Below are 23865 nucleotides of genomic sequence, written 5' to 3'. Positions count from 1 at the left end.
TTTCCTAACCCCACTTATGGTCATCCGGAGCAGAGATCGGATGTCCTGACACCTGGACAGGGAGAGAGCCGGGATGTTTGGCTATGCGACAGGCGAAAGGTTGGATCTGTCTCTCGACGCTGCCGATGGCGCGCCAGGCACTTCACCGCACTGAGGGACGCCGAGAGACATCACAGGTCAGAAGATCACAGGTGAGACCTAGGATGTCTTACCTGTGACGCTCACCAGCGTGAGGAGAGTCCCTTGCCCCTCAGAATCCGACATCGAATGGTGGCCGTGGTGGCCCTCGGTGCCCTGCTGATCCAGCCCGTGCCCGCGGCCGTCGCCGCGGCCACGCTCCACGAAGCCGAGAACGCCACCATCTCGCAGGGCGTCGTGGAATCCAACCACGCCGGGTTCACCGGCACCGGTTTCGTCAACTACGACAACGTGACCGGCTCGTCGGTCGAATGGGCGACCGACTCGCCGCAGGCGCGCCAGGTGCGGCTGATCTTCCGGTACGCCAACGGCACCACCGTGGACCGGCCGATGAGCATCTCCCTCAACGGCACGACCATCGCGACCGGCCTGTCCTTCCCCGGCACCGGGGCGTGGACCACCTGGCAGACGGTGACCGTACAGGCTTCGCTGGTCGCCGGTCCGAACACCGTACGCGCCACCGCGACGACCGCGAACGGCGGCCCGAACGTCGACTCGCTCACCGTCGACGACGGCAGCACGGGCGGCGGCACCGACTGGTCCAAGGCCGTCATCGACTCCACGATGGCCCGCTTCACCCCCAGCTCGCTGGGCGGCTGGAGCTACCCGCAGGGCTTATACCTGTGGGGGCAGTATCTCGTCTGGCAGCGCACCGGCGACGCTCGCTACCTGCAGTACATCAAGGACTGGGCCGACCGGTTCGTCGACAGCTCGGGCAGCATCTCCAACAGCTTCAGCAACCTGGACAGCATGCAGGCGGGCAACGTCCTGCTGGCCCTGTTCAAGGAGACGGGCCAGGCCCGCTACCGCACCGCCGCCGCCAAGATCCGGAACCGGCTGAACACCTACCCGCGCACCTCCGACGGCGGCTGGTGGCACTCCACCTCCGACTCGCGGCAGGGCCAGCTCTGGGGCGACGGCGTCTACATGGCCGATCCGTTCCTGGCCCGCTACGGCGCCTGGGTCGCGGGCGACAGCTTCACCAGCGCCGAGCCGGCCAAGCAGATCGAGGTCTACCACAGCCACCTGCGCCGCACCTCGGGCACGGCGGCCGGGCTGCTCTACCACGCCTACGACGAGCCCGGCGGCCTGACCGCCTCCTGGGTGAAGCCGTCCCTGGGCAACACCAACGGGATCTCGTGGTGCCGGGCCATGGGCTGGTTCGGCATGGCCACGATCGACATCCTCGACCTCATCCCCGCCGACCACCCGCGCCGGGCCGCGTTGATCAACATCATCCGCGACCTGGTGCCCGCCTACGCCCGCTGGCAGGACCCGGCGACCGGACGGTGGTTCCAGGTGGTCACCGAGACGACGAACTCGGCCAACTGGACCGAGACGTCCTGCTCGGCGATGTACACGTACACGATCTCGAAGGCGGTCGAGCGCGGGTACGTGGACGCCTCCTACCGCGCCAACGCCGACCGGGGCTACCAGGGGGTGCTGAACAAGATCTCACTCGGCCAGGACGGGCGGACGAACCTCGTGGACGTCAGCGAGGGCACCAACGCCAGCGACTCGCTCAGCTACTACTTCAACCGCGGCCGTCCGGTGAACGACTTCCACGGGCTGGGCGCCTTCCTCATCATGAACGAGCAGATGATGCGCGTCGGCCCCGGCAGCTGACCCGCACGGCTCCCCTGAGACCGGCGCACGCGTCGGTCCCAGGGGAGCGAGTCGTGATCAAAATGTTCCTGCTACCCGGGGATCATCCCCCATATCCGACTTACGCTACGACGGACGGCGCACGGGGATGGGGATGGGGGATCACATGGGGACATTGATGACGCGGATGGCCGCCGCCCTGAAGGGAGAAGTCCGGGCCGACGAGCTCGAAGCGTACCGGCGGGCAGGCGGGATCGTGTACACCGAGCTGGAGCAGGCGGAAAGCCTCCGCCGCCGGTTGGCCCTGGAGGGGGTGAACCTGTGGCACGGCCCGCAGGGGGCCGCCGGGCAGCTGCTGTGCGTGTGGAACGCGTTCGTCCTCCAGGCCGTCGGCGAGCACCTGCTGGACGCCGACTACGCCGCCGACCCCCGCACCTCCGGATTCGTGCCGCCGGTGACCGCCCACCAGGTGGGCGCCTGCTTCGCGCAGGTCGAGGGCTGGGTGTCGCGGGCGCGGCAGGCGGCGGGCAATCCCGGCTACCTGGTGGAGCGGGAATTACTCCTCCCGGCCGACCTGCCGGAGTGGGCCGAAGCCGACCCGTGTCCGCTGCCGCACCTGCACGGCATGCTGGCCGCGGCCCGCTCGATCCGTCAGCATGCCGAGGTCGCGCTCGGCGTCTTCGAGCAGACGGTCGCCGACGCCGACCGGCACCTGGACGCGTTGCGGCGGCTCAGGCAGCTCGCCGCCGAGGCCGCGACCGCCGCCGACTACGCCGAGGGACTGCTGGACACCGACCCGAGCCCGCGGATGCACGAGGCGATCGAGCAGCGGCTGCAGCGGGCGCTGGACATCTACTACCACCTCGGCCAGCTGATCGCGATGCCGCAACTCATCGCCGGCTACAAAGGCGTGGACGCGCGACGGGCCATGCCTCCCGTCGCGACGCCGCCGGTGAACCCCCGCAGTTTCGATCCCTGGTGCCTGACCGACCCGCAGAAGCGCGGCGTCTGGCAGGCGGATCCCCGCGCCCGGCAAGCGATCAAGGAGATGTGGGAGTACGACCCCGACCGGGCCCACACCCTGCGCATCCAGGCCGAGATCGACACCGCGTTCACCAGTGGCGCCATCACCTACGCCACCGACGCCGGGGGCAAGCCGTACGGCAGCTACTACTGCTGCCCGTGGGCGGCCATCTACCTGGTCCGGCGCCCGATCGTCATCGGTGGCACCCGGCTTCGTACGATGCAGCAGTTCACGTACGAGGTGTCGGCCGAGGACGTACCAAAGGGCGGCCGGTTCAAACGCGAGATCATCGTGTCCAACTTCAGGCCCACGGACGAGGTCGACTACTGCGACCCCGACGGCCTGCACGGAGACTGAGCAGGCTCACTGGATCGCCGCTCGCCGAGTGCCCGAGCATGCCGGATCGGATCCGGCATGGTCGGGCACCCGGCGTGGTGGCTGGTGGCGTGTGGCTAGTGGCCCATCACCGGCCTTACCCCGGCGCTCGGGATCGGAAGATGCTCGCGGATGAGCAGCCAGCTCGCGGCCAGCACCCACAGCGCGGTGAGCACTCCGGGCACGAACGCCACCAACGCGCCGCCGGGCGCCAGCGGACCGCCGGTGATCGCGACCGTGAACGCGCCCAGGACGCTGACCACGGCGACGATGATGGCGCACCAGGCCATCCACTGCGGAAACACGTGCGTGCGCATGATGGCGGCGGCCGAGGCCCCGAACGGCACGGCCAGCGCGATTCCCATGATGGCGTCCATCACGGTCAGCGAGATGTACGGCCCCGCGGCGATGGCCAGCAGCGGCCGATGCGTGGTGACCGCGTAGGTCATCCCGGCGAACACGGATATGCCGATGAACCCGGTGGCGGCGAGGACTATGTACCCCGCGAGCACCATCGCGGGCGCGTCACTGGTCTCGTCCGAACGGCGGAAGACGGTGGCCAGCGCCACGCCGAACCACAGGAACAGCGCGGTCGCGATGGCGTACAGCAGTGCCGCCGCCAGAACCTGGGCCCGGCGCTCGACCAGATACCCCGAGATCGTCATCGCGGATTCCGTGATCTGCGGCACGTTCCCCATCACCAGGCGCCCGATGAGGGCGACCACTACGGCCGCGACGCCTGCCACTCCACCCCAACGGAGCTCATGACTCTCTTTCATCGAAATCACCTCCTACCTGCTATTATCCGGCGCTATCGCTGAGTTTGGCAGGGCCGAAGGCCCCAATCTTGCGAGGCGGCCCACGCGCCGATCAGATCTTGCCGCTCTTCTGCAGCGCACGGGTGAGCTCTTCCTTGGTCATGGATGAGCGGCCCGGAACCTTGGCCTCCTGGGCTCGGTGGTACAGATCCTCCTTGCTCGGTTCCTTGGCTCCTCGGCTCTGCTTCCTCGACTTGTTACGGCTCCCCACCGGAAGACCGTGCTGGATCTCCTGCGCCTTGCGTTCGCTGAAGGCTCGGCCGAGCTCCTCCAGACGCTCGCGGGAAACCGCCTTCTTGAGCGCCGGCAGGATCTCGCTCTCCTCCTCCTGAACGTGGTGAGCGACCGCCTGAACGAGCTCGTTCAGCAGCGTGTCGAACCGCGCCGAGTCGGTGTCGACGTCCAGGAGGTTGAGCAGCATCCGCTCGGCCTGGTGGTGTTCCTCCGCCCCCTCTCGGACCTGGTCCTTCTCACTGGGTACGGTCTTGGCGATCTCCGGGTAGACCAGTTCCTCCTCCCCTCTGGAGTGGGCGACGAATTTGGCGGCCAGTTCGGCTAGCAGGGCCGGACGATCCTCGGTGTCCTTCTTGAGCCGGCCGAAAAGCCGCTCGACGTCGCGATGGTCTGACTTGATCATGCTGATGGCGTCCAATGTCATGGCTCCCCCTCTCTGGCGCCCCCGGTACCCGGCAAGGACGGTCGTACGCGAAGTTGAAGGACAACGGAACAGTTGTTTGCGCTTCTTGGACACTGGCCGCTGTTTGCGCGTCTTGGACACTGGCCGCCGGGCTACGCGCGCCATCCGCCACGCCGGGCTTGCGCCGCGTCGTCGTCGGTGCCCGGCCAGCGCTCCTCGTTGGTCCGGCCACTCTCTTCACTGCCCGGGTCGTCCTCGACACCGGGTAGCGCCCTGGAGATGCTCGATGGCGGCTGCGCGAGCCGGGACGCAGACGACCGGGCGCACGCCGCCACCAACCTGCCGCTTGAAATGGGCGGATGAGACAGACGCACTGTTCGGAGCGTTGTCACAGATCGGGGCGCTGTCTTGTCTGAGCTGGTGAACGGCCGGATCGAGCCGGCCACTTCCGGGAAGGAATCGTGATGAGCACCGATCACGCTCAAGCCCACCACCTCGAGAACCCCGACAAGAGCGGGCCACCGCCGCAGATCGACGTCGTCGGCACCGTACCGGGGGCGCCGGCCGCGCCGGAGGGGGCCGAAGCGATGACGCTCCGGGTCACGCTGCCGCCGAACAGCCCGGGTGCGCCGCCGCACCGGCACTCCGGGCCCGCGTACGGTTACGTGATCAAGGGCGCCGTCAACTTCGAGCTCGAAGGCGAACCCGTGCGGGTTCTCCGGCCTGGTGACGCGTTCTGGGAGCCCGGTGGAGACGTGATCCACTACCAGGACGGCAACCACCTCACCGACGAGGAGTCGCAGTTCGTGGTGACGATGTTCTGCGCGCCCGGACAGCCGATGCTGATCCCGGTCAGCCCGGAAGAGTTGGAAGCTCGGCGAGACCGTCGCGCCCCACAGTCATGACCAAGGTCTCGTTGACTGCCCTCGTTCGCGATCAGCTCACGCTTGCCCGCGAGGCGGACAGCGGTCGCAGCGCCACCACTGTCCACGGGGGACACGATCGTTCGCTGCGGCAGACCGTCATGGCGTTGCGACAGGGCGAACACCTACACGAACACGAGCATCCTGGCGAGGTCACGGTGCACGTACTGCACGGGCGGATGCGGCTTGTCGCCGGGCCCGACTCCTGGGACGGGATGCCCGGCGATCTGCTGGTCATGCCCGAACGCCGCCACCGCGTGGAGGCCGTACAGGACTGCGCGTTCCTGTTCACCACCGCACGCTGAAAGCCAAGAAGGCGGAACCGGTTTCGGTTCCGCCTCCAGCGTCGCCAGACGGTCATTCGACCAGCTTGCCGATGGTGAAGACATCGCTTCACCGGTGAAGCGATGTCTCACGGCTTTCGAGGGCGGCATGCGGTTTGGCCGAGCGCGTTTTCATCGCACGGACGCGAACGCCACAGCCGTGGTGGAGGCGATGGCCGTGGTGAGGACCACCATCAGGAGCACGGTGCCCAGCGGGTTCTTCCGCGGGCGCGGTGGCGGGGCGCGATGGGCGCGTACGTAGGTCACCGGGGGCTTGGGGGTCGGCTTGAGGGTCGGGGTGGGCTTCGGTGTCGGTTTCGCCGGCTTGACGCGGACGGGCTGGGGTGCGACGTGCGGCACCCGCACGGGGTTTCGGATCGGCCGGGAGGCCGGCCGCTGGGTCGGCTTGGGCTTCGCGGGAGGAGGCGTGATCACGACCCGCACCCTGGGTGTCATCTTCGGGGTGGCCACGGGCTGCGGTTTCGGGGTGACGACGGGCTGCGGCTTCACGATCACCACGGTCGGCGGCTTCACCACGGTCGGCGGTTGCGCCGCCGGTGCCCCGCAGTGCCCGATGTGTACGCTCACCAGCGGCACGTCCACACAGACGTTCGCCTCGACGCCGACCTTCACCGTCACGTCGCCCGGATCCGGATCGGCCGCGGCGGGAGCGCTCGCGGACAGCGCCAGCAGCGTGCCGGCCAGGAGCAGCGGCATGCGCCAGGCCCCCACGATCACACGCCTCCGGCTATCCGGGCGAACTCCTGCAGCGCGCCCTTGTACGCCTCGGGCCCCACAGCCAGCGGTCCGTCGAAGGCGTGGGAGATGTCCCAGGTGAGGTAGATGCCGAAGCCGAGCATCGCGGCCATCGCCAGCAGCGGCAGGACCGCCAGCCCGCTCGGCCGCGCTCCGGCCAGGAACGGGAACAGGACCACCAACAGGCCGGTGAGGATCGTCAGGGCCAGCAGGCCGTCGGGCGGCGTCGCGGCGGCGTCGGCGGTGCGCTGGGAACGGGCGGAGGCGATCGCCGCGAGGTGGTCGAGCACCGCGGTCTTGGCCTCCTTCTGGTCGGTGGTCACCTGCAGCGCGGCGACGCGGGCCCGGAGCGCGTCGAGCCGCTCCGTGCCGACGGGATCCATCGAGCCGCGCTGCATGACGGGCCACTCGTCCCTGACGACGAACGTCATGTAGTCGCGCAGCCCGGCGCGCACCACGTCAGGGGCGGTGCCGGGCAGGCCGGACGCCGACCAGTAGGCCTCCACGGCGGCCTGGCTCTCGGTGTGGGTGTTCTGGCCGGCGGAGTCGGCGGTGGTCCACGGCACGATGATCGCGATGGCGAAGACCAGGAGGAACAGGGCGGACAGCATCGCGCCCGCGTGGCCCGCCGACGGTCCGCCGGCGTCGTTGTCGTCGCTGCCCTTCTTCGTGAGCCTGAACAGGGTGGCCGCCAGCGCCACCACACCCACCGCGGCCACGGCCGCGATTACGTATTGCAGCATAAGGATCTCCCCAATCCCCACCGAACACCGAGCGTGACATTACTATCACAGACCGCATGACTACTCAGGGGATAGATTGCGGTACGGTACGTAACCGATCGGTAACGGTCAGGCGGAGTTTCCGCTGCGATGGTCGATCAGTTCCCGGTGGCCAGGACCATGCGGAAGCGGGCCTGGCCGGAGAGCATCTTCTGGAAGGCCGCCTGGGCCTCCTCCAGCGGGACCTCCTCGGCCCACGCCCGGACACCGCTCTGGGCGGCGAACCTCATGGTGTCCTGGATGTCGACCGCGTTGCCGGAAGCGTGCCCGTACACCCGCCTGGCCGCTCCCACCAGCTGCAGGGGCGTGACCCGCAGCGGTTCCATGTCGACGCCGACGACGATGAGCTCACCGCGGGGCCCCAGGCCGTCGACGGTCGCGGACATCGCCTCGGCGTTGGTCACCGTGGCCAGCACCACCTTGGCTCCCCCGCACGCCCGCAGCGCGTCAGCCACCGGCGCGGTGGCGCTGTCGACGTAGTGAGCGGCGCCGAGCTTGTGCGCCAGCGGCGCCTTGTCGGGACCGCGGGCCAGCGCGATGGTGTTGAAGCCCATCTTCGCGGCGAACTGGACGCCCAGGTGCCCCAGACCGCCCACGCCGAGGATCGCGACGGTGTCGCCCGGACGAGCGGAGCTGTGGCGCAGCGCGTTGTACACGGTCACGCCGGCGCAGGCCAGGGGCCCGGCCTCCACCGCCGTGAGCTCGTCCGGGATCGCGGCCAGGGCGACGGCCGGCACCACGACGGAGTCGGCGAACCCGCCGGCGTAGGCGGCGCCCGGCACCTGGAGCTCGGGGCACAGGATGCCGTCTCCCTGCCGGCAGGCGTCGCAGTGACCGCAGCTGCCTCCGTACCAGCCGACCGCCACCCGATCACCGACGGACCAGCCGGTGACGTGGTCGCCGATCGCGTCGACGCGTCCCGCGATCTCGTGCCCCGCCGTGACGGGGAAGGTGGTGCCCGGGATGTGGCCGGAGGTGATCAACGCGTCGGAGTGGCACACCCCGCACGCCTCGACGGTGATCCGTACCTGGCCCGGGCCCGGCTCCCGGGTGTCCGCCCGGACGAGAGACAGGTCGCCGCCAGGCTCGCCGGCCTGCATGGAACGGTGTGTGGCCGAAGAAGACATGGCGTCTCCTTTTCGTCATGGGACGCGGCGGCCCGCGGAGCGGCCGTCACAAGTCCATCGTTCCACTCGACTCTTTGACCATTTGTCCGACCCCTGGTCAACCCCGACCAGCGGAGCCGGATTCCTGACAAGGCCCGTCTCGCGGCCCCGGCGGCTGGACGGATCGCCGAGGAGATCTCGGCGTTCGGCGAGAAACGTCCAGCCTGACGCTCCGTGTCAGGAAACATCGGGAGCATGGGCGGCGTGAACCTTCTCAACGGCCGCAGATTCGTGATGGTGAGTTCGACGGCGAGCGTGGTGGACCAGGAGCGGCCCACCGCGTTCGACTACTGGGAGGCCGACGGGGTGGTGTGGGGCAGCTACACGGGTGACACCGTCACCCACGGCCGTTTCGTCGGCACCAGGGACGGCGACCTGGTCTCCATCGCCTACGCGCACGCGCTCAAGGCCGGGGGCAAGGCGGGCGGCCAGAGCAACAGCCGCATCGAGACCGAGGCCGACGGACGGCTGCGCCTGGTGGAGGAGTTCCAGTTCGAGGGCGACGACACCCGGCACGTCAGCGTGTGCACCGAGGTCGTCACCGGCTGACCTGACCGTCCTTCCGCCTGACCTACCCGTCCTTGCGCAGGGCGGCCCTTCCCTCCGCGGCGCCGACGAAGCGCATCTTGCCGAGCGGCACGTCGCCGGGGGCCTCCTGGGCCGCCCGCCGTGCCGGACGGGCCTTGTCACGGTCGCTGGGCAGCACGTACGGCCGCCTGAGCACCTCGTCCAGGATGAAGACCGTCTCGGTCGCCTTCACGGCCGGGATGTTGGCCAGCCGGTCGGTCACCATGGCGTGGACCTCGGCCACGTCCGACATCCGTACCTGGATCATCGCGTCGTGCTGGCCGGTGGTGATCGCGCAGTACTCGACCTCGGGCATCCTGGCCAGCTCGGCCCTGAACTGCTTCCACATCTGCTGCCGCACGGTCACGAAGATCAGCGCGGTGATGCCGAGGCCCGTCCTGACATGGTCGATCTCGGCGGTGAACCGCTTGATCGCGCCGTCGGCGCGCAGCGCCTCGAAGCGGGTGTAGGCGTTGGCCCGGGAGATGCCCACCCGTTCGGCCAGCGACGAGACCGAGATCCTGCCGTTCTCCCGCAGGACCTCGAGGATCTTCAGGTGGACCGCGTCGAGCTCCAGGCCGATGCCGATCCGTCCAGGCTGACCACTACCGCTGGCACCATTCCTGGAAATTTCACTCATAGTTACCCCCAGCCCATTTATATACGTCTCAGCGACCGCACAGTGCCTGGACGTTCTGCCCGACAATCCTCGACATCTTTCGGCCAACCGTCCAACTGGAGGACTCAATGGCGACCCGCTCGCAGACGGCGGCTGTGCTGCTCGCCGGTGCACTCGCCCTCGCCGCCTGCGGAAGCGGCGGTTCCCAGACGCCCGCCGCCCAGAGCGGCGGCAAGACCCTGGTGATCGACACGTCCTTCGACCTCAAGACGGCCGACCCCGGGCGCACGTACGAGCCGACGGGCCTGACCGTCGAGAAGGCGATCTACGAGACGCTCCTCACCTTCGACGGCGCCGACGTGACCAAGCCGGTGCCGGCGCTGGCCGAGTCGTACGAGCTGTCCAAGGACGGCAAGGTGCTCACGCTCAAGCTCAAGCAGGGCGCGACGTTCGCCGACGGCTCCCCCGTCACCGCGGACGACGTGGTGTTCTCCCTGAACCGGGTGCGGGACATGAAGGGGACCCCGTCGTTCCTGCTCGACGGCGTCGAGGTGGCCAAGGAGGGCGACTCGACGATCACGCTGACCTCCAAGGCGGCCAACCCGGCGCTGCCGTTCATCCTGCCGAACCCGGCGCTCGGCATCATCAACAGCAAGCTCGCCAAGCAGCACGGCGCGACCGCGGACGCGCAGGACAAGGCCGAGCAGTACCTGAACGCCTCCTCCGCCGGCTCGGGCCCGTACACGATCGAGTCGTTCAACGTGAGCAGCCAGGTCGTACTGAAGGCGAACCCGAAGTACTACGGCACCAAGCCCGCCTACGACAAGGTCGTCATCCGCAACGTCGAGTCCGCCACGCAGAAGCTGAACGTCCAGCGCGGCGACAGCCAGGTGGCGCTCAACCTGTCGGGCGACCAGGTGACCGGCATGCCGGCGAACCTGCAGGTCAAGAAGACCGCCTCGGCCAACGTGATCTTCCTGCTGGCCAACCAGGACGACAAGGTCAGCAAGACGACGCCGAACGCCAAGTTCGTCGAGGCCGTACGCAAGGGCGTCGACTACGCGGGCCTGCTCGAACTGGCCGGTGAGGGCTCCACGCAGGCGCCCGGCGTCATCCCGTCGCAGCTGCTCGGCGCGCTGCCCGCCGACCAGGCGGCCAAGCGCGACGTCGAGGGCGCCAAGGCGGCCCTGGCCGCGAGCGGCGTGGCCAACCCCACGGTGAAGCTGGAGTACCCGAGCGAGCTGACCGTGAACGGCCTGTCGTTCCAGCCGCTGGCCGAGCGGATCCAGGCCAACCTCAAGGAGGTCGGCATCACGGTGGACCTGCAGCCCGCGCCGGTCACCACCGCGCTGGACAACTACCGCAACGGCAAGGAGGAGATGGGCCTGTGGTACTGGGGCCCTGACTACCCGGACCCCAGCGACTACCTGGCCTTCCTGCCGGGCAAGACGGTGGGCCTGCGGGCGGGCTGGAAGGCCGGCGCGGCCAAGGAGATCGAGGCCGCCGGTGAGAAGGCCGCGGTCGCGATCGGCGACGACGCGCGCAAGCAGGCGTACGCCGACGTGCAGACGAAGCTGAACGCCTCGGGCCCGTTCATCCCGCTGATCCAGCCGAGCCAGAACATCGTGACCGCCGCCTCGGTGACCGGCCTGGAGTACCACCCGGTCTGGACCGTCGACGTCGCCGACCTCGGCGCGAAGTAGGCATGCCCACCACGGCCGCCCCGCCCCGCCCGTCCAGGCGGCGCGGGGCGCATCCCCTCGCCCGGTTCCTGATCCGGCGGATCCTCATGGCGCTCCTGCTGGCCTGGGGCATCACGCTGGTGACGTTCGTGCTGACGAACCTGGTGCCCGGCGACCCCGTCGCCGCGAACCTGGGCCAGCGGGCCCTGGGCGACCCGGCCATCGTCGCGCAGTGGCGCAGCGAGCACGGCCTGGACAAGCCGCTGTGGGAGCAGTACCTGCTGCATCTGCAGGGCGTCGTCCACGGCGACCTCGGCACCAGCCAGCAGAGTCACCGGCCGGTGAGCCAGGACCTGGCCGAGTTCGTCCCGGCGACGCTGGAGCTGGCCGGGGCGGCGATCCTGGTCTCCCTCGTGCTCGGTGTGGCCTTCGGCGTGATCGCCGCGCTGCGCAGGGACCGGCTGTCGGACCACGCGCTGCGGGTGCTGAGCCTGATCGGCATCTCGGTGCCGACGTTCTGGCTGGCGCTGGTGGCCTTCTACGTGTTCTTCTACCGGCTGCAGATCACCCCGGGCAGCGGCAGGGTCGACGCGGCGCTGGGCACGGCCCCGGCCGTCACCGGCCTGCAGACGGTGGACGCGCTGCTCGCCGGCCGGTGGGACATCTTCGGCTCGGCCGTCGGCCACCTGATCACGCCCGCCCTGGTGCTGGCCCTGTACACGATCGGGCTGCTGACCCGCTTCACCCGCTCGGCCGTGCTGGAGGTGCTCGGCCAGGACTACGTGCGCGCCGCCCGGGCCAAGGGCCTGCCGGGCCGGACGATCCTGTTCCGGTACGTGCTGCGCTCGGCGCTGGTGCCGATCATCACGGTCGCCGGCCTGGCGTTCGGCAGCCTGCTGTCCGGCACGGTGCTGGTCGAGGCGATCTTCGCCTGGCCGGGCGTCGGCCAGTACGCCTACAAGAGCGCCACCACCCTCGACCTGCCCGCCGTCATGGGCGTCGGGCTGGTGGTCGGCGTCGTCTACCTCGTCATCAACCTGATCGTGGACGTGCTGTACGGCGTCATCGATCCCCGAGTGAGGCTTCAGTGAAACGGGATCCCCTGGCCCGCAAGGGCCTGACCGGGCGGCTCCCCCATGCCTGGCGGCAACCGCTGGCCATCGTCGGCGGCGTGATCGCGATCGCCTGGCTCGTGGTCGCGCTGGCCGCGCCGGTGCTCGCGCCGCACGACCCGCTGGCCCAGGACCTGCCGCGCCTGGCCGCCCCCGGGCCCGGGCACTGGTTCGGTACGGACCAGCTCGGCCGGGACATCCTCAGCCGGGTGATGCACGGCGCGCGGGTGTCGATCCCGCTGACGCTGATGCTGGTGGCGCTGTCGGTGCTGATCGGCGGCCTGCTCGGCGCCTGCGCCGGATATTTCGGCCGATGGGTGGATGAGACGATCATGCGGGTGGCGGACCTGGTGTTCGCCTTCCCGACGGTCATCCTGGCCATGGTGGTGGCCGCGGCGCTCGGGGCCAGCCTGACCAACGCGGTGCTGGCCGTACTCGTCGTGGCCTGGCCCGCCTACGCCCGCGTGACGCGCGGGCTGGTGCTGGGCGTGCGGGAGCGGGAGTTCGTGCTGAGCGGGCGGCTGCTGGGCTTCTCGGCCTGGCGCTCGCTGCGCGTGGACGTGCTGCCGAACGTGACGGGCCCGGTGCTCGTCCTGGCCACGCTCGACATCGGCACCGCGCTGCTGCTGCTGTCGGGATTGTCGTTCCTCGGTCTCGGGGCCAAGCCGCCGTCTCCGGAGTGGGGCGCGATGGTGGCCTCGGGCGTGGAGGTCTTCGACAGCTGGTGGGTGGCGACCTTCCCCGGCCTGGCGATCCTGACCGTGGTGCTGGCCTTCAACTTCCTCGGCGACACGCTGCGGGACGCCCTCGACCCCCGTACGGCCCGCGCCATCAAGGAGCGTGCGCTGTGACCCTGGACATCACCGATCTGAAGGTGACCATCGGCGGCAAGGAGATCCTGCGCGGCGTGGACCTGTCGCTCCAGGAGGGCCGGGTGCACGGGCTGGCGGGCGAGAGCGGGTCCGGCAAGACCATGACCGGGCTGGCCGTACTCGGGCTGCTGCCGCACGGCTCGCGGGCCACCGGCAGCATCGCGCTCGGCGAGCGCGAACTGCTCACGCTGCCGCCGAAGGAGCTGAACCGGGTACGCGGCGGCGAGGTGGCCATGGTCTTCCAGGACCCGGCCACGAGCCTGCACCCGATGCTCACGATCGGCAAGCAGCTCACCGAGCACATGCGCCACCACCTCGGCGTCGACAAGCGGGAGGCCCGGCGGCGAGCCGTCGAGCTGCTCGGCAAGGTACGCATCCCCGGGGCCGAGGAGGCGTACGGGCGCTTCCCGCACCAGTTCTCGGGCGGCATGCGGCAGCGCGTGGCGATCGCCATCGCGCTGGCCTGCTCCCCCAAGGTGCTGATCGCGGACGAGCCGACGACGGCGCTGGACGTGACCGTGCAGGCGGGGGTGCTGCGGCTGCTTCGGGGGCTCTGCGACGAGCTGGGGCTGGCCGTGCTGCTCGTCACCCACGACCTGGGCGTCATGTCGGCGGTGGCGGATGAAGTGAGTGTGATGAAGGACGGGCTGGTGGTGGAGACGGGGGCGCGCGGCCAGGTGCTGCGCGAACCCGCCCACCCGTACACCCGCTCCCTGCTCGACTCGCTACCCGACGCCTCACCGCCCGACACCGAGCCCGCTGCCGGGTCCGACCCCGCGCCCGCTGCCGGGCCTGTTGGCCCGCCCGCTCCCGCTCCCCGTTCGGAGGATTCATGACGCTGCTGGCGATCGACGACCTGGTCGTCGAGCACCGCTCGCCCGGGCGCCCGATCGTCAGGGCGGTCGCCGGGGCGAGCCTGTCCGTCGGGCCCGGCGAGGTCGTGGGCCTGGTCGGCGAGTCCGGCTGCGGCAAGTCGACGCTGGCCCGCGCCGTCTGCGGGCTGAACCCCGTCACCGAGGGCTCGATCACGTTCGACGGGCAGCCGGTGACGCCGCTCGGGCTGCGGCGGCGCAAGCTGACGGGCATCCAGATGGTGTTCCAGGACCCGTACGCGTCGCTGAACCCGCGCCGCCGCGTGGGCGACCAGATCGCCGACGGCCTCCGTACCTCAGGCGACACCGCCACCGCCCCCGCCGACCTGCTGGAACGCGTCGGGCTGCCGCGCGACTTCGTGAGCCGGCACCCGCACGAGTTCTCCGGCGGCCAGCGGCAGCGCATCGCGATCGCCAGGGCGCTGGCGGCCCGGCCCCGGCTGCTGATCGGCGACGAGCCGATCTCGGCGCTGGACGCCTCGGCCCAGTCGCAGGTCGCCACCCTGATGCGCGACCTGGCCGTGGACTCGGGGGCGGGGCTGCTGTTCATCAGCCACGACCTGTCGGTGGTGCGGCTGATCGCCGACCGGATCGCGGTCATGTACCTCGGCAGGATCGTCGAGGTCGGGAACACGGCCGAGGTGTGGGCCAATCCCCGTCACCCGTACACGCAGGCGCTCCTGCGCGCCATCCCCAAGCCCGACGGCATGGGCGTGCTGCCCGCCGAACTGCCCGGCGACGTACCAGACCCGGCCGACCCGCCGGCGGGCTGCCGGTTCAATCCGCGCTGCCCGCAGGTCATGGACGTGTGCCGGGACAAGGAGCCCGACTTCGGACCGGTCGCCTGCTGGCTGCACGAGCCAAAGTGACGGACCCCAACGTGACGGAACCCACGCAGGGACCGGTCCTGGAGCCCACCACGGATCCCACCGCAGTTCCCATCCTGGAGCAGGCCAGCCCGGAGTCCGTCCTGAGGGCCGTGCGGGGGGCCATGGCCGAGGCGGAGGTCGACGCCCTGGTGTTGCGGCCCTCGCCCGACTTCAGGTTCCTGGGCGGGCGGGGCGACGGGTTTCTCGTCGTCACTCTGGACACGGCCGCCGAGACCGCCGACCCGGTCCCGCTCGTACCTCGGGCCGCGCGGCGCGTCGGCGTGGACCCGGAGATGCGGGTCCGCGAGCTGTTCGGCCTCGCGATCGAGGCCGAGCTGGTGCCCGCCACGGCCGTGCTGGCGCCGCTGCGGCTGCGCAAGCGACCGCACGAGATCGAGGCGGTCCAGCGCGCAGTCGTGGCCGCGGAATCGGTGCTCGGCCAGGCTCGCGAGCTGTCCTGGTTCGGCTCCACCGAGCGGGCGATGGCGGCCCGGCTGCGGTTACTGCTGATGGAGACCGGCTGCGAGGAGGTCCTGTCGCTGCGGGTCGCCGCGGGCGAGCACACCGCGCGGCCCGCGCACCGCCCCGGCGACCGAGTGATCAACCCCGGCGACGCGCTGCTGGTGTCGCTCTGCGGCCGGTGGGACGGCTACTGCGCGGAGGTGGCGCGGGTGTTCGCCGTCGCCGAGCCGCCCGAGGACTTCGAGGCGATGTACTCGGTGGTACTCGCCGCACGGGCCGCCGCTCTACGCTCGGCGGCCCGGCCGTCGGCCGTCGCCGAGAGCGTGGCCAAGGCGGTCGGGGACGTGATCGACGGCAGCGGGTACGGCCGTTTCGCCGCCGCCCACTTCGGCCGGGGCGTCGGGCTGGGCCACGACGAGGGCCCGCGTGTCCAGCCAGGCGACGACACGCCGCTGGAACCGGGGATGACCCTGTGCCTGGAGCCCGCGATCTACGTGCCGGACCTGTTCGGCGCCCGGGTGGCCGACGTGGTCGCCATCACGGCGGCGGGCCCGGCCCCGCTCGGCTCCGCCCACCACACCCTGCGGGTCCTCGACCACTGACGCCGCACCCCACACGGATGCACCTCCAGGGCCCAGGCCCGCCCCCGCGGCCCCGGGATCGCACCTCTGGGGCCGTCCCCCGTAAACCCGGATCAGACCTCCGAGGCCACCCCCCGTAACCCCCGATCGCACCTCCGGCGGCCGCCCCTCCGTGGCCTCGGCGAACGACCCGTCTAGGCTGATTGAGACGATCATCGGAGGGCGTCGTGGACCAGTTCGTGCTGCTCATGCTCATCCTGCTGGGCGCCCTGATCACGGTGCCGCTCGGCGACCGGCTCGGGCTGCCGTCCCCCGTGCTGATGACCCTGCTCGGCATCGTCCTGGCCCTGCTGCCGTTCGTGCCGAACGTGGACGTACCCCCCGACATCGTCCTGCCGCTCCTCCTCCCTCCCCTGCTGTACGCGGCGGTGCGGCGGACGTCGTGGCGGCAGTTCGCGGCGAGCTGGCGGCCGATCTTCCTGCTCGCCGTGGCGCTGGTGTTCGTGACGACGGCGGCCGTCGCGGTGACGGCGCACGCGCTCATCCCCGGCCTGCCGATCGCGGCCGCGGCGGCGCTCGGGGCGCTGGTGGCGCCGCCCGACCCGGTGGCGGCCACGGCGGTGGCGGGCCGGCTGGGGCTGCCGAGGCGGCTGGTGTCGCTGCTGGAGGGCGAGGGCCTGTTCAACGATGTCACCGCGATCGTGCTGTACAAGGTGGCGATCACGGCGGCGGTCACCGGCGTCTTCTGGTGGCCGGGCGCGCTGGGCGAGTTCGTGCTGTCGGCGGTGGTGGCGGTCGCCGTGGGGCTGGGGCTCGGCTGGCTCGCCGGCCGGCTGATGGCCCTGCTGGGCGATGCCACGCTGCAGGTGGGGCTGTCGCTGCTGGTGCCGTTCGTCAGCTACGCGGTGGCCGACAAGTGGCACGGCTCGGGGGTGCTGGCCGTACTGACCAGCGCGTTCTACCTGAGCGACCGATTGTCGGACGCCGACGACGTGCACGGCAGGTTCGCGGCCGCGACGTTCTGGCAGATCGTCGACACGCTCGTGACGGGCGTGGCGTTCGGGCTGATCGGGCTGGAGCTGCACAGCCTGTTCGGTACGGTCGGCGGCCGGCTGACCGAGGTGCTCGGCTGGAGCGCCGCCGTGGTGGGCGTCGTGGTGGTGGTACGGCTGGTCTGGCTGCTGCCCGCCGCCTGGCTGGCCAGGAAGACCCGCCGAGCCGGCGACGACGACTCCGAGGTACCGCTGAGCTGGCGCGAGACGGTCGTCATGTGGTGGGCGGGCATGCGCGGCGTCGCCTCGGTGGCACTCGCCCTGGCCCTCCCGCTGAAGACGGAGGACGGGTCGCCGTTCCCGGAGCGGGCCGTGCTGGTGTTCATCGCGTTCGCCGTCATCCTGGTCACGCTGGTCTTCCAGGGGCTGACCCTGCCCTGGCTGGTGACCAGGCTAGGCGTCAAAACCGACACCGCAGCCGAACGAGACCTGGAACGCCGCCTGGCCATCAGCGCCGCCAAAGCCGCCAGGAAGCGGCTCAAGGAAATCAACGAAACCGAGGACCTGCCCGAAGAGGTAGTCGAACTGCTCTCCAAACGGATGACGGACATCGGCATGCGCATCAGCGCCGAGGCCGCCGACGAGGAGCGACGCGCGGCATACGAGAAACGCGCCGAGCGGGTACGGACGGTCAGGCGCGTCGAATCGGAGATGCTGTCCGCCGCCCGCCAGGCTGTAATCGACGCACGCCGCGACTCAACCGCCGACCCCGAGGTGGTCACGAGGGTGCTACGCCAACTGGACGCCCGGAGCATGCACTGATGACCGGCACCCGTCCATGCGCCCGCCGCCCTGGATCCCGTCGTGTGACGGGACGGCTCACCAGGTGAGGGCGGCCAGCAGCGCGCCACCGCCGACGGCCTCCACCCAGAAGTACAGCCACGAGGGATAGAACGCCGACGGCCGCTCGACCAACCGCGCCACGAGCCGTCCGAAGGCCATGCCCAGCAGGGACACCGCGACGGCCACGACCGCGCCCGTCCGTATCCCGCCCACGTCGGCCGCCGCTGCCAGCAGCAGGCCCGCGACGGCCACGCCGAAACCGCCGTACACGGCGCGGATCTCGGCGCGTGCCTCGGCCGAGTCGGCCACGATCCGGAACGGCCTGATCAGCGCGGCGGGCGCGACAAGTCCGTAGACGCCCATCCCGAGGAAGAAGATCGCCACCACGGCGATCACGACAGCAGCCATGAAGGTACGCCCCTTTTTGCAGCACAGCAGGTTGCGGGGCCAGCCTGCCGCTCGCGCACCGCATCCGGCTTTCACCGACCCGCCGCGTCGGGGCTGCAGGGGCTCCTGGGCGACACCCTAAGATCACAAACCTCAGCCGGGCGAGCGCTGGCCACGTCGGGCTTCTGCGTTCAACGGCTCTTCGCCGCTTTTCGCCGCGTTCGGCGGTGCTCGGTGACCCGCAAGGCGATGGCGGAGACCACCGCGACCAGGCCGAGGCCGATCAGCGCCACCTTCCCCAGGCGGCCTGATCCGTACATGGATTACGGACCGATGACACCGTTGTGAGGGGAAGACGGAGGACCCGCGCCGCGCACCGGCTGGCCATTGGCCGGGCTTGACCCGCGCAACAGCATCACGCCGGTAAATGCGATCCAGAGGAAGTAGCCGGCGAAAGCGATGCGTTGGCCCCAGCCGGGCGGCGGCCACCCCGTGGCCTGCCACATCGCCTGCCAGGCCAGATTCGCCACCAGGAACACGACAAACCACGGCGTGATCCGCGCCAAGCCCGCGACGGAGGGCAGGCGCGTCAGCAGCCGGCCCATCCAGAACAGGGAGGCGGCCCAGAAGATACCCGAGGCGCTGGCGCCGGCCAGATGCGCGAGGGACGTGCCGGAGTCGCGTGCCGCCATGTCCACGGGAAAGACGCCGGCGATCACCAGAGACGCCCCGGACAGGGCCAGCAGCGCCGGCCCGACCGCGGAGCCGCCCGCCCGGATCAGCGGGGCGAACCCCGTCGCGAACGCGATCACCAGCAGTCCGGGTGCGATGAAGCCCAGCGCGTTGAACGCGAACGCGTGCGGCGCCCGCCCGCGTCCGCGTCACTCCGGCGAGCGGACGCGAGGCCTTGCCCGCGCCCACCGGCCTCGTTAGGCGGGAACCCGGCTGAAGCTCGCGCGATAGGCCGTGGGAGTGAGCCCGACCCGGCTCGACAGGTGCTTGCGGAGGGAGTCCGCGCTGCCCAGACCGCTCTGCCCGGCCACCTGATCCATGGGCAGCTCCGTGGTCTCCAGAAGCTCCCTGGCCCGGTCGACGCGCCGGTGCAGCAGCCACTGGAGCGGGCTCAGCCCGGTCTCCGCGTGGAAGCGTCTGGTCAGGGTGCGCACGCTGATCTTGGCGTGTCCGGCCAGATCGGCCAGGGTGAGCGGGCGATCGAGGTGCTCCAGCGCCCAGGCCCGGGTGGGAGCCAGTGAGGTGCCGCGCTCGGGAGGCAGCGGCGTCTCGATGAACTGGGACTGGCCGCCGGGCCGTACGGGCGAGACGACCGCGAGTCGCGCGGCCGCGTTGGCCACCGCCGCGCCATAGTCGAGCCTGACAAGATGCAGGCACAGGTCGATGGCGGCCGCGGCGCCCGCCGAGGTGAAGATGCCGCCGTCCTCGACGAAGAGGACGTCGGGCCGTACCTCGATCGACGGGAAGCGGGTGGCCAGGTCGTCGGCCAGCCCCCAGTGCGTGGTGGCGCGGCGCCCATCGAGCAGGCCGGCCTGGGCCAGCACGAACGCGCCCGTGCACAGTGAGGCGATCCGGGCGCCGCCGGCCGCGGCTCTCCTCAAGGCGTCGAGAACCTCCGGGGGCGCCTGCTCGCCGCCGCTGCCGACCGCGAGCACCGTGTCCGCGCCCTCCAGCGCGTCCAGACCGTCCGCCACCACGACGTCGGGGCCCCCGACGGTCGGCAGCGGGCCGGGGCGTGCCGTACAGACGCGCACGTCATAGTGGGGGACGCTGTTGAAGACCATGGAGGGGATCGAGATGTCGAAACTCAGCACGGGGGGCACGACGACTGCGGCGACGCGGTGCATGGCCAGATCCTCCGGATAGTTGGCATTCCGGCCACTAGGCTACGAGACTGCGAGTCGGCACCGTTGTTGTCATGAAATTTCATGTGATCGTGGGTCGTGGGGCTACCGCGTCGAAGACCGCTCTGCTGCTGGCCGAGGACGGCGAGCGGGTACGGATGATCAGCCGCACCGGCGGCGGGCCCGAGCACCCGCTCATCGACAGGGTCGCCGCGGACGCGACCGACACCGATCGGCTCACCGAGCTGACCCAGGGGGCGGACACGCTGTTCACCACCGCCGCGCCGCCGTACCACACCTGGCCCGAACTGTTCCCGATCCTGTCGGCGTCGCTGCTCACCGCCGTGAGGCGGACCGGGACCGCCTACGTCATGCTCGGCAATCTCTACGCCTACGGGCCGGTGGAGGGGCCGATCACCCCGGACTTCCCGCTGGCCGCGGCCGGACCCAAGGGGCGGGCCAGGGCGCGGGTATGGGAGGAGGCCGCCTCCGCAGGGGTGAGGGTCACCGAGGTGCGGGCCGGCCAGTTCTACGGCGCCGGAGCCTTCTCGGTGTTCAGCTTCATGGTGCAGCGGCACGTACTGGAGGGCAGGCTCGTCCTGGTGCCGCAGGAGCTCGACGTGCCGCACAGCTACACGGCGATCGGCGACGCCGCGCGCACGCTGGTCGCCGCGAGCCGCGACGAGCAGGCGTACGGGAGGGCGTGGCATGCGCCCACCTCGACCGTGTCGGTACGGGAGCTGGCCGGGCGACTCGCCGAACTCGCGGGGGCGCCGGCACCACGGATGGAGGAGATGACCGAACGCGACCTGACCCTGCTCGCGTACACCGACCCGCTCTGGGGGGAAATGCACGAAGTGCTCACCAAGCCCGGCCACCCGTTCATCGTCGACTACTCCGAGACCGAGAAGATCCTCGGCGTGCGTGCCACCCCGCTCGACAACGTGCTCGGGGAAGTGATCTAGCGCTGGAGCGTGTTGCCCAGCGCCTGGGCGTGCCTTTATGGAGTTCCGGGCAGCGTCTTCAGCATGAATGGGAGAAACCGGTCAAAGACCATCATAGGCACCCTCTTCGCCGGCTCGGCCTTGCTCGCGGCCGGGGCCTGCGCAGGCGCCCACACTCAGTCCGGCACCATCAAGGCGGAACCCGCGCGGGGCGTCATCCCCCTGCCCATGTCGACGCCGGGCGGTCCCCAGCAGGAACCCGGCGACATGACGAGCCTCGAGAAGGCGGCCGCCGCGGCCACGAACTCCGCCGAGGGCTCCCATGTCCTCTCGGTCCAGTCAGAGAACGACGGCAAGATCTGGGAGGTCCAGCTGGCCGGGCCCGATGGCACCGAGCGGCTGCTGGAAGTGGACGCGTCGGGAAAGGTGGTCTCGGAGGCCAGGTCCAAGGACACCGGCAAATATGAGAAGGCCAGGGTCATGGGGCTGGTCAAGGACGCCAAGGTGACCTTCAAGGACGCGCTGGAGAAGGTGTCCTCCTCGGTGTCGCACGGCAAGATCACCCACATGAGCCTGGACAAGTACAACAACGACCTTCTCGTCTGGGATGTCGATGTCGTCAGCCCGGACGGCACCTGGCAGGGGCTCAAGATCGACGCCAAGTCCGGCACCGTGACCAAGAACGACTAGGGGGAGCCGGCAACTTTCGCCGCTACGGCGTTTCGGGATGCCGGAGGAGTTGCAGGCTGATGCCGCGGGCGGCGGCCAGCACAGGGGGTACGACGCCCGGCATGGGCAAGCCCGGCAGCGGATCGCCGGCGCGGACGACGACGGAGAGCGCGGCCACCACCTCGTCGGCCGCGTCACTCACGGGGGCGGCCACCGACACCGCGTCGAGGGTGACCTGCCGGTCGCTGACGGCGAAGCCGGTGCGCCGCACCTCGGCCAGTACGCGGCGCAAGGCGTCCGGGTCCACGATGGTCTTGTTGGTGAAGGCCGCCAGCGGCCTGCCCAGGTAGCGCTCCTGGAACGCCCGGGGCGCGTACGCGAGCAGCACCAGGCCGACACCGGTGGCGTGCGCGGGCCATCGCCCGCCGACACGGCTGTGCACGCCGACGGCGTCGTGGCTGGAGATCCGCTCGATGTACACGACGTCCAGGCCGTCGAGGACGGCGAGCTGGACGTGCTGACGGGTCGCCACGAAGAGGTCCTCGAGGTAGGGCATGGCCACCTCGCGCAGCCCCAGGCCGCGAGGTGCCAATGCCGCGACCTCCCACAGGTGCAGGCCGATCTGGTAGCGGCCGTTGCGGTCGCGTTCGAGCGCGCCCCACGCGACCAGCTCGCCGACCAGGCGGTGCGCCGTCGTCAGCGGCATCCTGGTCCGCCGGCTGATGTCGGACAGGGTCAGCCGGCGACGTTCGCCGGAGAACGCGTCCAGAACGCTGAGCACCCGGCTGGCCACCGTCCGCGCGGGATCCGGTTGCCTGGACGGGCTTGCCATCGTTGCTGTGGTCATGGTCATGGGCAGCGCCTCCGACCGTCGATCGCGCTTCGAGTACGCCGGGTCCCGGCCTCACCGTTTCGTTGAATGTTGTTTGCGGCAACGTAATCCCGGGAGGCCAGACGGGTCTAGCCCTATTTCCGGGCTAATTTGTTGCCTTTCATAACAATCTAGAAACACGCCTGTCATGTCGTCGCTCGCGGGGCGGCCGTTCAGAACAGGTCGGTGAGGGCGTCCTCCAGGACGTGCAGCGCGGCGTTGTTGGCGGCGCGACGGCGCCGGCGCTCCACCCAGTAGACCGCCCGCTCGGGAGGGTTCTCGGCCAGGGGCGCGGCCCGGCAGCCGGTCCTGGCGGTGAGGTCGGCGGCCATGAACGAGGGTACGAGAGCCCACGTTTCGGGTGCGCGGAGCACGGGCGCCAGCGAGTGTGCCTTGGTGATGGTATGGGCGGGTTTCCGGAGCAGGTGTCGTTCACGCCATAGGTCGTAGTCGGGCCCCCAGGGCAGGTAGATCTCGTCACGGCCGGCCAGCTCGCCGAGGGTGATCCCGCCCGAGCCGAGGCCGGCTCGGCCGACCCCAACGCCGCCGTCGCCGCGCTGGTCAAGGCCGGCGAGGAGCTGGGCGTACGGTACGTGACCGGCGCCGAGGCGCTGTCCGTGGAGGGCGTTCGCGGCCGGGCCACGGCGGTCGTCACCAGCGCCGGACACGTCGAGTGCGACGAGGTCGTCATCGCGTGCGGCGCCGACTCCCGCGCGCTGCTCACCCCGCTCGGGATCAACGTAGCGAGCGCCTGCGCGCCGACGCGGCCGCCGCCCTGCCCGCGCTCCGCGACGCCTCGATCGAGAAGGTGACGGTGGGCCGCAGAATCGTCCCCGCGGACGGCCTGCCCGTGATCGGGCACAGCCCGCTGTACTCCAACGTGCGCAGCGTCACCACCAACGCCGGGATCACGCTGGGGCCCGTGCTCGCCCAGCTCATGGCCACCGAGGTGCTTGACGGGGCGCGCGTGGACGTGCTGGACCCGTACCGGGTCGACCGCTTCTGACCATCTCAGCCCAGCGCGGCAGCCGGGCATGGCGGACGATATCGCCATGCCCGG

At 70.5% G+C, this 23865-nt stretch carries 27 protein-coding genes and 1 pseudogene; 16 read left to right on the top strand and 12 right to left on the bottom strand.

Annotated features, from left to right (window positions below; all coding sequences use genetic code 11):
* The first annotated feature begins 243 nt into the window (after positions 1-243).
* The gene (locus AB0B61_RS31810; protein WP_358439622.1) at positions 244-1824 is read left to right on the top strand and encodes a glycoside hydrolase family 88 protein; all 1581 of its coding nucleotides are present in this window, start codon (positions 244-246) and stop codon (positions 1822-1824) included.
* Between the two features lie 145 nt (positions 1825-1969).
* Entirely contained in the window at positions 1970-3184 is a 1215-nt protein-coding gene (locus tag AB0B61_RS31805) for a hypothetical protein (RefSeq protein WP_358439619.1), read from the top strand.
* 95 nt (positions 3185-3279) lie between these two features.
* Here the strand turns inward: AB0B61_RS31805 and AB0B61_RS31800 are convergent, their stop codons facing one another.
* Positions 3280-3981 (bottom strand): hypothetical protein, encoded by a 702-nt coding sequence (locus AB0B61_RS31800; RefSeq protein WP_358439616.1) that lies wholly within the window; start codon positions 3979-3981, stop codon positions 3280-3282.
* Between the two features lie 91 nt (positions 3982-4072).
* Positions 4073-4678: a hemerythrin domain-containing protein gene (locus tag AB0B61_RS31795; protein ID WP_358439613.1), complete on the bottom strand. Its 606-nt coding sequence runs from the start codon at positions 4676-4678 to the stop codon at positions 4073-4075.
* Between the two features lie 443 nt (positions 4679-5121).
* On the opposite strand from AB0B61_RS31795, the gene AB0B61_RS31790 reads away from it, so the two are divergent.
* A complete protein-coding gene (locus AB0B61_RS31790) occupies positions 5122-5562 on the top strand; it encodes a cupin domain-containing protein (RefSeq protein ID WP_358439611.1) in 441 nt (146 codons plus the stop codon).
* Positions 5563-5573: 11 nt separating this feature from the next.
* Positions 5574-5885, top strand: a complete 312-nt coding sequence (locus tag AB0B61_RS31785) for a LuxR family transcriptional regulator (RefSeq protein ID WP_357953335.1) — start codon at positions 5574-5576, stop codon at positions 5883-5885.
* Between the two features lie 150 nt (positions 5886-6035).
* Here AB0B61_RS31785 and AB0B61_RS31780 read toward each other — a convergent pair whose 3' ends face one another.
* The 3 genes from AB0B61_RS31780 to AB0B61_RS31770 all read right to left on the bottom strand — a co-directional run bounded on the left by AB0B61_RS31780 (position 6036) and on the right by AB0B61_RS31770 (position 8568).
* Positions 6036-6641 (bottom strand): hypothetical protein, encoded by a 606-nt coding sequence (locus tag AB0B61_RS31780; RefSeq protein WP_358439608.1) that lies wholly within the window; start codon positions 6639-6641, stop codon positions 6036-6038.
* Positions 6638-7402, bottom strand: coding sequence for a hypothetical protein (locus tag AB0B61_RS31775; protein ID WP_358439606.1), 765 nt, complete (start codon positions 7400-7402; stop codon positions 6638-6640). Before AB0B61_RS31775 ends, AB0B61_RS31780 begins: the two co-directional genes overlap by 4 nt.
* Before the next feature lie 137 nt (positions 7403-7539).
* Positions 7540-8568, bottom strand: a complete 1029-nt coding sequence (locus AB0B61_RS31770) for an alcohol dehydrogenase catalytic domain-containing protein (protein ID WP_358439603.1) — start codon at positions 8566-8568, stop codon at positions 7540-7542.
* A 243-nt stretch (positions 8569-8811) separates the two neighbouring features.
* Here AB0B61_RS31770 and AB0B61_RS31765 point away from each other — a divergent pair, with 243 nt between their 5' ends.
* Positions 8812-9156, top strand: a complete 345-nt coding sequence (locus AB0B61_RS31765; RefSeq protein ID WP_357645519.1) for a hypothetical protein — start codon at positions 8812-8814, stop codon at positions 9154-9156.
* 22 nt (positions 9157-9178) lie between these two features.
* Here AB0B61_RS31765 and AB0B61_RS31760 read toward each other — a convergent pair whose 3' ends face one another.
* The gene (locus AB0B61_RS31760; protein WP_357953344.1) at positions 9179-9814 is read right to left on the bottom strand and encodes an Lrp/AsnC family transcriptional regulator; all 636 of its coding nucleotides are present in this window, start codon (positions 9812-9814) and stop codon (positions 9179-9181) included.
* Between the two features lie 107 nt (positions 9815-9921).
* Between AB0B61_RS31760 and AB0B61_RS31755 the strand changes: the two genes are divergently transcribed.
* The 7 genes from AB0B61_RS31755 to AB0B61_RS31725 all read left to right on the top strand — a co-directional run bounded on the left by AB0B61_RS31755 (position 9922) and on the right by AB0B61_RS31725 (position 18057).
* Positions 9922-11496, top strand: a complete 1575-nt coding sequence (locus AB0B61_RS31755; RefSeq protein WP_358439600.1) for an ABC transporter substrate-binding protein — start codon at positions 9922-9924, stop codon at positions 11494-11496.
* A 2-nt stretch (positions 11497-11498) separates the two neighbouring features.
* On the top strand, positions 11499-12566 hold the full coding sequence (locus tag AB0B61_RS31750) for an ABC transporter permease (protein ID WP_358439597.1): 1068 nt from the start codon (positions 11499-11501) through the stop codon (positions 12564-12566).
* A complete protein-coding gene (locus AB0B61_RS31745) occupies positions 12563-13438 on the top strand; it encodes an ABC transporter permease (protein ID WP_225301147.1) in 876 nt (291 codons plus the stop codon). Before AB0B61_RS31750 ends, AB0B61_RS31745 begins: the two co-directional genes overlap by 4 nt.
* Positions 13435-14295, top strand: a complete 861-nt coding sequence (locus tag AB0B61_RS31740) for an ABC transporter ATP-binding protein (RefSeq protein WP_358439593.1) — start codon at positions 13435-13437, stop codon at positions 14293-14295. Before AB0B61_RS31745 ends, AB0B61_RS31740 begins: the two co-directional genes overlap by 4 nt.
* Entirely contained in the window at positions 14292-15200 is a 909-nt protein-coding gene (locus AB0B61_RS31735) for an ABC transporter ATP-binding protein (RefSeq protein ID WP_225301149.1), read from the top strand. Before AB0B61_RS31740 ends, AB0B61_RS31735 begins: the two co-directional genes overlap by 4 nt.
* An 11-nt stretch (positions 15201-15211) precedes the next feature.
* Positions 15212-16264, top strand: a complete 1053-nt coding sequence (locus tag AB0B61_RS31730) for a M24 family metallopeptidase (RefSeq protein WP_358439590.1) — start codon at positions 15212-15214, stop codon at positions 16262-16264.
* Between the two features lie 206 nt (positions 16265-16470).
* Entirely contained in the window at positions 16471-18057 is a 1587-nt protein-coding gene (locus tag AB0B61_RS31725) for a Na+/H+ antiporter (protein WP_358439587.1), read from the top strand.
* Positions 18058-18114: 57 nt separating this feature from the next.
* Here AB0B61_RS31725 and AB0B61_RS31720 read toward each other — a convergent pair whose 3' ends face one another.
* The 4 genes and pseudogenes from AB0B61_RS31720 to AB0B61_RS31705 all read right to left on the bottom strand — a co-directional run bounded on the left by AB0B61_RS31720 (position 18115) and on the right by AB0B61_RS31705 (position 20324).
* On the bottom strand, positions 18115-18486 hold the full coding sequence (locus tag AB0B61_RS31720) for a DUF4345 family protein (RefSeq protein WP_358439585.1): 372 nt from the start codon (positions 18484-18486) through the stop codon (positions 18115-18117).
* 170 nt (positions 18487-18656) lie between these two features.
* Entirely contained in the window at positions 18657-18785 is a 129-nt protein-coding gene (locus AB0B61_RS31715; protein WP_358439583.1) for a hypothetical protein, read from the bottom strand.
* 3 nt (positions 18786-18788) lie between these two features.
* Positions 18789-19319 (bottom strand): annotated as a pseudogene (locus AB0B61_RS31710) (DUF998 domain-containing protein); the annotation flags it as partial.
* A 75-nt stretch (positions 19320-19394) separates the two neighbouring features.
* Entirely contained in the window at positions 19395-20324 is a 930-nt protein-coding gene (locus AB0B61_RS31705; RefSeq protein WP_358439580.1) for a helix-turn-helix domain-containing protein, read from the bottom strand.
* 71 nt (positions 20325-20395) lie between these two features.
* Between AB0B61_RS31705 and AB0B61_RS31700 the strand changes: the two genes are divergently transcribed.
* Together AB0B61_RS31700 and AB0B61_RS31695 are read left to right on the top strand one after the other, a co-directional pair.
* Complete coding sequence (locus AB0B61_RS31700) at positions 20396-21286, top strand: NAD-dependent epimerase/dehydratase family protein (protein WP_358439577.1); 891 nt, start codon at positions 20396-20398, stop codon at positions 21284-21286.
* 63 nt (positions 21287-21349) lie between these two features.
* Positions 21350-21955 (top strand): PepSY domain-containing protein, encoded by a 606-nt coding sequence (locus tag AB0B61_RS31695; protein WP_358439574.1) that lies wholly within the window; start codon positions 21350-21352, stop codon positions 21953-21955.
* A 22-nt stretch (positions 21956-21977) separates the two neighbouring features.
* Here the strand turns inward: AB0B61_RS31695 and AB0B61_RS31690 are convergent, their stop codons facing one another.
* Entirely contained in the window at positions 21978-22787 is an 810-nt protein-coding gene (locus AB0B61_RS31690; RefSeq protein WP_358439571.1) for an IclR family transcriptional regulator, read from the bottom strand.
* A 191-nt stretch (positions 22788-22978) separates the two neighbouring features.
* Entirely contained in the window at positions 22979-23473 is a 495-nt protein-coding gene (locus tag AB0B61_RS31685) for a hypothetical protein (RefSeq protein WP_358439568.1), read from the bottom strand.
* Between AB0B61_RS31685 and AB0B61_RS31680 the strand changes: the two genes are divergently transcribed.
* Together AB0B61_RS31680 and AB0B61_RS31675 are read left to right on the top strand one after the other, a co-directional pair.
* Entirely contained in the window at positions 23363-23617 is a 255-nt protein-coding gene (locus AB0B61_RS31680; RefSeq protein ID WP_358440029.1) for an FAD-dependent oxidoreductase, read from the top strand. The two genes, AB0B61_RS31685 and AB0B61_RS31680, sit on opposite strands and share 111 nt — an antisense overlap.
* Positions 23500-23811, top strand: coding sequence for a hypothetical protein (locus tag AB0B61_RS31675; RefSeq protein WP_358439566.1), 312 nt, complete (start codon positions 23500-23502; stop codon positions 23809-23811). The genes AB0B61_RS31680 and AB0B61_RS31675 overlap by 118 nt, the downstream gene beginning before the upstream one ends.
* The last annotated feature ends 54 nt before the right edge of the window (positions 23812-23865 follow it).

Source organism: Nonomuraea sp. NPDC049158 (assembly GCF_040648335.1).
GTDB lineage: Bacteria > Actinomycetota > Actinomycetes > Streptosporangiales > Streptosporangiaceae > Nonomuraea.
Note: the sequence above shows the minus strand (reverse complement) of the source record. Positions and strands in the feature narration are given on the sequence as shown.